The organism is Synechococcus sp. PCC 7335, assembly GCF_000155595.1.
Classification (GTDB): domain Bacteria; phylum Cyanobacteriota; class Cyanobacteriia; order Phormidesmidales; family Phormidesmidaceae; genus Phormidesmis.
In genome coordinates this window covers 45447-54298 of record NZ_DS989906.1, presented here as the reverse complement: position 1 = coordinate 54298, position 8852 = coordinate 45447, and the positions used below count along the sequence as shown (strand labels likewise).

Here is an 8852-nt window from a genome sequence, read left to right as displayed (position 1 = left end):
CCCCCGCTGGTCCTAACAGAGTACTTTCAGTTTCCGGCAGATAAGGCGAAGAAGGTACAGCGCGATTTGAGGCGGATGGGAGAGCACCAAAAACCTTGGGAAAGCCCGGAAACTCGTGGCTCAGCCGTTCAAGCCGCTTGAGCAGCTAGTTCTGGGTACCACTGCTCAAAGGTTTTACGCCAGTCGCCGTCGAGCACTTTCGTTCTGACCTGTAAGAGCAGGTGTGCACCTTTCTTCGTCCACCGCATCTGCTGCTTTTTGACCATACGCTTGCTGATCACCTGATTGACCGTAGACTCAACAAAGCCAGACGAAATCCTTTCGCCATTGCGATAGCGCTCACCGTAGTTGGTGATGAACGCTTGATTGTTGGAAATGTAGGTTTTGAACTCCTCGACCTTCTGTAAAAATCGGCGTTGCTTAGGTGTCAGGTCATCAGCATCAAGTAAATCAGCTAACCAGTCAATCTCTTGCAGTGCCTGATAGACATTGCCGTGCCAGAGATACCACTTGAGGCTCTCAAGCGTCTTGTCCACATCCTTAATCAACCAGTCTTCCGGGATAGAGATCCCCTTCGCCATCTGAGTCATGACGGTAATACGCATGGTGATATGGAACCAATCGAGCAGATGCTCAGCTTGTGGATTGAGATAGAGCTGAAGCTCCCGTACCGTATCGCCGCCATCCGAGAAAAAGGTGACCTGCTGATTCATCTGCATCCCTTGGGACTGAAGCACTTCAAATACCCGGCGTTTGGGCTTTGTGTCGTAGCTATTGACCAAGCCAAAGCACTTGGATGAGCCATCATCGGCAATACTTTTGCCCGTAATGATTTCAAAATGATGTGGCTGTTTCGGATCAGACTGCGACTGGGTCGCTCTGACATAGCCTCCATCGATACCCATCGTCAGCGGCATATCAGGCCGTGGCAGTGCAGCAATGTCCCGTTCACAGCAATCAATGTACATAAATCGCTCCTCCCCTAACTCAGCATCTACTCGCTGCGCCATCTGTTGAGTATGGTTTCGGATCGTTTCTGCATTCAACTGTTCATCAAGCGGTAGGAGTTCGGCTAAGAGCTTGGCGCTTTGTTCAAAAGACATCAGTGCAGCGAACTTTGTCTCCAGATACAACAATTCAGGAGCCGTGCGTTCAGCCAGCAAGTCTGACAGCGGGCTGACGCTTTTCTTTTCATGCGACTGACAGTCGCAGTGAAAAAAGCGATCGCAGGGAAGTTTCAGCTTTCCAAACAAGCTGCGGTAGGTTAGCTTGCGGCGATCCTTGAGTCGGCGCGGCTGTTGGCAATCAGGGCAGGCCAGCTGCTGTTGTTGATAGTCCTCAACCTGCTTTGTCACCAGATGACGTTGCAGCCCATGCAGAACCGTCTTTGCCTCTCCTAGCGTCAGCCCCAGTGTGGCCGGAGAGAACTGATCACGCTCTATTTGAGCGACTTCCTGCACCACCGTAGGCCCGCCAGTCTCGTCTTCAAACACAATCTGAACTTTGATTGGCATTACCTTATAACCTCAGCAAACAACCATTCGCGATCCCCTTCGGCATACTGCTTCAGACGACAATTCACCCCATCACGGTCAAATTTGTCCAGACTCAGCCATCGCATCAGCCGCCGAATCTCTTCGTCATGTTCTGAGACAGCTTCTCTGCCACGCTCCTGGATATCAGCGAGCACCTCAATGCCACGCCAGTAGGAATAGTGCTGTCGTTTAGCGAAATAGGCCATCACGCCACCACAGTCTTCTGGCGGTGCTGAACGTGCACCTGCAACACAGACAGGCGTAAGCAGCGGCTCGTCAGGATGAAGAATGGCTTCGACACGCAGTTGATGATGCCAGCGATCCGTAAAGTCATATTCGTAGCGAAACTTTTCTCGTTCTCTCAAGCCCAGATCAGCAATCTGCACTTCGTCGGTATCCTCGCTGAGGAAAAGACAGCTTGCATTATCTACGCCGTAGCGCTTGCCGTGAATCGTAAAGCAGTTGAGATGATAGTCGCTCCAGCCCATCACCAGCTGAAGGATATAGTGCAAATCTGAGAGTGTACTATGAGACTACCGAAAAGTGTGGGAAACGTTGAAAACTCGTTTGTGCTGATTAACGAGTTTTCAGGAGACCATGCTGATTACGGCTGATGATTACGGGTTGTGATCGCCACTCTCAGGCTCTGGAAGGCACACTCTCATGCAGGGCTCGAACGAGTTTCCGGGCTTTCCCGAGGTTTTTGGTGCTTTCCAAGTGCTGCCGATTGATGAACACCTAGATGCTGAAACGGTGCGAAACCATACTCAACAAATGGCTGAGCGGCTAGAGGCTGAGTTGGGCGATGAATGGTTTATGTTCATCGAAGGCGGTGAACGCAATTGGGCTACTTTGCCGCGTCCTGATATGCCGCTGACGATGGGGATTGATGGCGGCTATGTTTGTGCTCGTAGGGCTGAGGCGCAGCCGCAGCAACAGCGATGCTTTGAAGTCATTACGGGCAAAAGTATTGCTGATGATGGTACCTCTAAATGCTTTGGTCTGGTCAACAGCTACGACGAAAAGCCGAAACGACGGGTGTTTGAAGTGCTCAAGTCACAGGAAATGCAGCCAAATCAGCAGGTCACCTTCTTCTCGGATGGCGGTGACACAGTACGAGACTTGCAGCTGTACCTCAATCCCCAGGCTGAACACCTCCTCGACTGGTTCCACATCACTATGCGTATTACTGCGATGAATCAGATGGCGAAAGGGGTCAACTATCACTATAACTGGCAGCAGGAGGACATTCTCAAAACCCTAGAGAGTATCAAGTGGTATCTCTAGCACGGCAACGTTTTTCAGGCATTGCAAAAAGTTGAGTCGCTGACGTTATCGCTGGATACGGATGAAACTAGTTCCGAACAAAACAGGCTGCTGAAGAAAGGAGAGGAGTTCGAGACTTACATCATCCATAATCAGCAGTTCATCACCAACTACGGCGAGCGTTATCGCAATGGAGAAAGGATATCGACGGGCTTCGTTGAGTCCACTGTGAATCAGGTGATCAGCAAGCGAATGGTTAAGAAACAGCAAATGCGATGGACGCCGAAAGGGGCGCATCTCCTATTGCAAGTCAGGACGCGCGTTCTCGATGGCAATTGGCAGGCGACTTTTGAGCGATGGTATCCAGAGCTGGAGGCTCTAGCTGCTTGAGGGGTCGGTAGGAGCCAGACAACGAATTTCCGGGCTTTCCCACACTTCTTGGTGCTCTCCAATAAGCGAAGGGTAATCCTGGCATGGCGTCCCTAAAAATTCCCGATTCTGTTGGATGATGCTTTTCAAGCATAAGGAGAACCGGGCTGGCTGTCGTTGTGGGGAAGGTATGGGTTTTGTTGCCCAGCTATGGAGAAGTAAGGTATGAGTCTCTTATCAGCCAGTTCCATGGACCCAGAACAGATTCTTGAAACGGCCAATGGTGTTCTGTTTGCCTACGGACAGCGATATCTTTCTGATGTCGAAACCACGATTCTGTTAGGTGCGATCGCCGATCAAACCTATGAAGAAATTGCTGAGTCAGCAGGCTATTCGATCAATTACTTGAAACGGGATATTGGCCCGAAGCTCTGGCGGCAGCTGTCAAAAGCGCTGGGGGAAAAAGTTAGCAAAACGAACTTTCAACAGGCCCTAAAGCGCTACCATGGCCAAGCCCTATCAACCCCTGCAGCGACCATTTCGCAGACGGTCATCAAGCAAGATTGGGGTGAAGCGCCTGATGTCAGCTTCTTTGTCGGTCGCGAGGCGGAATTGGCTACCCTGCGAACGTGGATGCTTCAGGATCGGTGTCGCCTGCTGACCTTGCTGGGAATGGGCGGAATTGGCAAAACGGCTTTGGGGGTAACCTTTGCTCAGCAGGTGCAGTCAGCCTTCGACATCGTTATCTGGCGCAGTCTCCGCAACGCTCCCCCGATGGAAACCTTACTGACGCAATTGGTGCCGCTGGTGTCAAACCAGCAGGACACTCAACCGACGCTCGCCCACCTGCTGCCTCACTTACAAGCCTCTCGTTGTTTAGTTATTCTGGATAACGTGGAGGCGATCTTGCAGCCACAATCCCTTGGGCAATTTTGCCCCGGCTTTGAGGACTATGAGCAGTTGCTGCAGCTGGTCGGTGATGCCTCTCACCAGAGCTGTGTGGTGCTGACCAGCCGTGAAAAACCAGCGGTAATTGCTACCCGAGAAGGGGCAGAATTGCCAGTGCGATCACTCATGCTATCGGGCCTGCAAACCGAAGCCGATGCCATCCTGACTGCCAAAGGGGTATCGGGTTCCGCAGACCTGCGCCACCGGTTGATTGAGACCTACGGCGGTAATCCCCTGGCGCTCAAAATTGTCGCCACTTCAATTCAAGATCTGTTTGATAACGACATTGAGGTCTTTCTCACCCAGGGAACGGTGTTGTTTAACGGCGTGCGCCAACTGCTCGATCAACAGTTTGGCCGCCTCTCTCCCCTAGAGCAGACCCTGATGAGTTGGTTGGCGATCAATCGTGAATGGACCCCGATAGATACCTTACAGGAGGATATCATCCCTCCGGTAACTCCCTATCGCTTGCTAGAGGGGCTAGAAGCTCTCTGTCGCCGGAGCCTGATTGAGCGGCAGGGCGGTCGCTATACCCAGCAGCCAGTGGTTATGGAATATGTGGGCGATTGCCTGATTGAAAGCATCACGGCAGAACTCACCACCGCCGAACTTGAGCTTTTCGTCAGCTTGGCTTTGGTGAAAACCACAGTGCCAGAGTACGTCAGAGAGAGCCAAATTCGACTGATCTTGGCTCCTATCGCTCAGGAATTTCGGCGAACCTTCGCCGCGATCGCGCCTATCGAACAGCAGCTTTTGAGAATTTTGACGGCGCTGCGACGCTCTGAATTACAGATGGGAGGCTATGGCGGCGGCAATCTGGTCAATTTGTGCTGCCACCTCGACCTTGACTTAAGTGGCTTTGACTTCTCGCACCTGACGATTCAACATGCTTATTTACGGGCCAAAGGACTACGCCACGTCAACTTTCGGTACACCAACTTAGCTAACTCGGTCTTCACGCAGATGATTGGGCTAATTTTTTCGGTCAACTTTAGTCCGGACGGGTTGCTGCTGGCGACGGGCGATTTTCATGGCGAAATTTGCGTGTGGCAAACCACCGATTATCAAAAGCTGGCCACCTGTCAGGAGCCGACCGGTGCTGCCTGGTCTGCCGCGTATAGTCCCGTCGCAGTCGCTTTTTGCCCAATTCTAAGTCCGGCCTATGGTGGGCGTCATCTGCTGGCAAGCAGTGCTGCCGATGGCAACGTCAAGCTGTGGGATGCCGACACAGGTAAGCTGTTGAACACCCTGTCGGGACATGACAATTGGGTGGTGGCGATCGCCTGGAGTCCGGACGGCAAGTGGCTCGCTAGCGGCTCTCATGATCAGACTGTGCGTATTTGGGAGCTAGAAAGTGGCTCCGTTCTGCACATCTTGAGCGGTCATCCCAGTTGGATCTGGTCTGTGGCGTTTAGTCCTGACGGACGTTTTCTTGCCAGTAGCGGTGAAGATCAATCGATCCGCATTTGGGATGTGGTCAGCGGCGAGTGCATTCAAACGCTATGGGGCCACTTAGATTTAGTCTGGGATGTCGCATTTCAGCCCCACCCACTCGCATCGGAGGAACAGTCACCCCTGCTGGTCAGTGCTAGCCGCGATGAAACGATCAAGCTATGGGATGTGAGTAGCGGCCAATGCCTCAAGACTTTGCGGGAACATACAGCCCAAATTTGGTCGCTCAACTTTAGTCCCGACGGCAATACCCTGGCGAGTACCAGCGCCGATCAAACGATTCGCCTCTGGGACACTCAACATTATCGCTGTCAACACATCTGTGCCGGTCACCTAAACGGCATCCGCGATGCTACATTTCACCCTAACAACCAAACATTTGCCAGCGGCTCCCATGATAAAACGGTTAGGCTTTGGGACGCGAAGACAGGGCAGTGTCTCCGTACCCTTCAAGGACAGACCCGTAACGTCATTGCCATGGCGTTTGACCCCACGGGTGAGTATTTGGTCAGTAGCCATGCTGATAGCCTGATTCGCCTCTGGTCTTTGAGAACTGGCAATCTACAGCTAACGTTTTCTGGTCATCTTAGCGGTGTCGAAGCGATTTCCTTTCATCCTCACGAACCTCTACTTGCCAGTGGTTCCCATGATCGCACCGTCCGGCTATGGGACAGTAGGACGGGAGCCTGCAAGCAAGTTTGGCATGAATACAAAGATTGGGTCAGGGCGGTCACCTTTAGCCCTGATGGTCAGTGGCTGGCCACCAGTTCTGATGAAGCCCTACTGCGGCTGTGGCATATGAAAACAGGAGAACTGTTTCAGCTTTACCCCAACTCCGCCAGCCGTAGTAACTGGATTTTTGAGCTGGCCTGGAGTCCTGACAGTCAAATCCTGGCCTGTGGCGGCTGTGACCAAACCATCAAACTTTTAAATATGGCGACAGGCACCTGTATCGGCACTTTAGAAGGCCATCAGGGATGGGCGGTGGCGGTGGCGTGGCATCCCCATGGACAGATACTGGCTAGCGCCAGCCTAGATCAAACTGTGAGACTTTGGGATGCCTCGACCGGGCAATGCCTGCGGATCTTTGACAGCCGCATCGATGGACGACAGTCGGTCGCTTGGCATCCAGAAGGGCAATTCTTAGCTATGAGTGGCCCGGACGCCACGATTCGGATTTGGGATGTTGTGCATAGCACCTGGGTCAAAGCGCTGTCTGGACAAAACAGCTACATTCAATCGCTGGTGTGGAGGCCCTGTGATCGCTGGCTAGCGAGTGGTTATGCGGATGGGGAGATCGCCCTCTGGGACATCTCCTCCGGCAACCGTATTCGCACCTTCATCCCCGAGCGCCTATACGAAGGGATGAATATTACTGGCGTGACCGGCATTAGCGATGCCCAGCGCGATGCCCTGATGCAGTTTGGGGCTATCGTGGAATGTGGTTACGGGTGAGTGCGATCACTTCTTTAACTGTCACAACAATGAAGTCAGAGGGCTCAACTGGCATTCTGACGACACTTGGCTGGCCATCTGTAGCCCGGATGTGACCGTGAAAATCTGGCATCCTCAAATGGGAGAATGTTTTAAAACGCTGAGGGCTAAGCGGCCCTATGAAGGGATGAATATTACTGGAGTCATGGGCCTGACACCAGCCTAGAAAAATGCTCTCCTCACGCTGGGAGCAGTTGAGGCTTCAGGCTTCAAGGGCTCAACTGGGGTTAGTGGTGATCGGCAGTCGGCAAAGGAAAGTCCCCGAAAGCCCTAGAACCGCATCGTGAGTGATACAGTTCCAGGGTAATTGCTCAACTCCCCCTTGAGCGAGGTTGCGAGAAATAAGTCATGGCGTAAGGTAGTGATATGGAAAAGCTACCGGATTTAAGCAGTCTAACGCCCGAAGCCAAAGATGCCTTGATAGAGCGGCTATGGGAAGAGTTACAAAACCAACGGAAAAGCATAGAAGGGCTGAAGAGCAGATCAAAGAAGACCAGTCAGAATTCAAGTAAGCCGCCATCCAAGGGGTTCAAGGCGAATAAAGCGAAAAAGAAAGGCGGTGAGCGCCGAGAAGCGAGCGTAGGCAGAGCAGGTGGTGGCCGCAAGCTTCATGCCAATCCGAACCAAAGGGTAAGTGCCCATTTACAGTGCTGCCCGTCGTGTCATGAGTCAATTCCTCTAACGTCTCAACACTTGCACAGTCGCTACGACAAGATAGAGCTACCGCCGATAGCGCCTGTGGTGACGCGAGTAGAGCGCTACTGTGGAGAGTGCCTAACCTGCGGGTATCAGAGTGTGGCAACAGTGCCGCCAGAGCTGGCAGCGGGTTCACCGTTTGGCGAAACGATAGAACGATTCATCGCGTATCTGCGCTACGGTCATGCCATTAGCTATCAGCGGCTGCAACAGCTGTGCAAAGAGGTGTTTAATCTATCGATATCAGAAGGTGCGATAGCTAATCTGCTCTCACGGGTCAAGACTCGATTGGAGAAACCGCTAGGAGAGATACAAACTCGGCTACAGCAGTCGGCCCTGATCTGCTCAGACGAGACTAGTGCTCGGGTAGAGGGAAGAACGGAGTGGGAATGGGTGTTTCAGAACGAAGACGTTTGTCTCCATGTGATTTGTCCGAGCCGAGGTGCCAACGTTATCTATGCCGTTTTAGGCGAGCATACCCCGGCCACCTGGGTCTCTGATATGTTCAGCGCTCAGCGTTGTCATCCTGGCCAACAGTGGCAGGTGTGTCTAGCCCATCAGCTGCGGGATACGCAGTATGCGATAGACGCTGGCGATGAGGTCTTTGCACCCGCAATGAAGCAGTTATTCCTCGACGCCCTGAAACTTCATAAAAGACGCGACCAGCTAGCGGTCTCTACGCGATATCAATATCGTTTAGCCATTCAACGCAGACTCAGAAAGCTGCTGTCGCTAGACCCTTCTCAAACCGATGGGCAGCGGTTGAAAAAGCGATACGAGACCATTCTAGACAATTTGTTTCTGTTCCTCGAAGATGACTCAATTCCACCGACCAACAATTCTAGTGAGCAGGCAATTCGGATGAGTGCCCTCTTCCGCAAAGTTACCAATGGGTTTCGCTCTGAGTGGGGCAAGGAGCTATTCGCTGCTGTTCGCTCTGTCGTCAATACGGGCCAGCGTCAGGGCTTATCTGCCCTGCAATCGATTGAAGCTGCTTTGTCTGCCCAGGGCTCTCTCTTTCTACCCAGTTGAGCAATTACGTTCCAGGGCTCAAATCATCACTGGTACAAGCGAACGACTCGGGAAGCTATC

At 52.5% G+C, this 8852-nt stretch carries 4 protein-coding genes and 2 pseudogenes; 4 read left to right on the top strand and 2 right to left on the bottom strand.

Going from position 1 to position 8852, the window contains the following annotated elements; genetic code table 11:
* Positions 1 to 128: 128 nt before the first annotated feature.
* Together S7335_RS23415 and S7335_RS23410 are read right to left on the bottom strand one after the other, a co-directional pair.
* Positions 129 to 1514: an ISKra4-like element ISSysp6 family transposase gene (locus S7335_RS23415; protein WP_006458588.1), complete on the bottom strand. Its 1386-nt coding sequence runs from the start codon at positions 1512 to 1514 to the stop codon at positions 129 to 131.
* Positions 1514 to 2053, bottom strand: a pseudogene (locus tag S7335_RS23410) (plasmid pRiA4b ORF-3 family protein); the annotation flags it as partial. The pseudogene S7335_RS23410 and the gene S7335_RS23415, both read right to left, overlap by 1 nt.
* Before the next feature lie 196 nt (positions 2054 to 2249).
* Here S7335_RS23410 and S7335_RS27130 point away from each other — a divergent pair.
* From S7335_RS27130 to S7335_RS23390, 4 genes and pseudogenes are all read left to right on the top strand, one after another.
* A pseudogene (locus S7335_RS27130) lies at positions 2250 to 3191 on the top strand (ISKra4 family transposase); the annotation flags it as partial.
* 204 nt (positions 3192 to 3395) lie between these two features.
* The gene (locus S7335_RS23395) at positions 3396 to 7025 is read left to right on the top strand and encodes an NB-ARC domain-containing protein (protein WP_006458660.1); all 3630 of its coding nucleotides are present in this window, start codon (positions 3396 to 3398) and stop codon (positions 7023 to 7025) included.
* On the top strand, positions 7012 to 7230 hold the full coding sequence (locus S7335_RS28180; protein ID WP_006458667.1) for a hypothetical protein: 219 nt from the start codon (positions 7012 to 7014) through the stop codon (positions 7228 to 7230). The genes S7335_RS23395 and S7335_RS28180 overlap by 14 nt, the downstream gene beginning before the upstream one ends.
* Positions 7231 to 7430: 200 nt before the next feature.
* Positions 7431 to 8792 (top strand): IS66 family transposase, encoded by a 1362-nt coding sequence (locus S7335_RS23390; RefSeq protein ID WP_006458594.1) that lies wholly within the window; start codon positions 7431 to 7433, stop codon positions 8790 to 8792.
* Positions 8793 to 8852 lie beyond the last annotated feature (60 nt).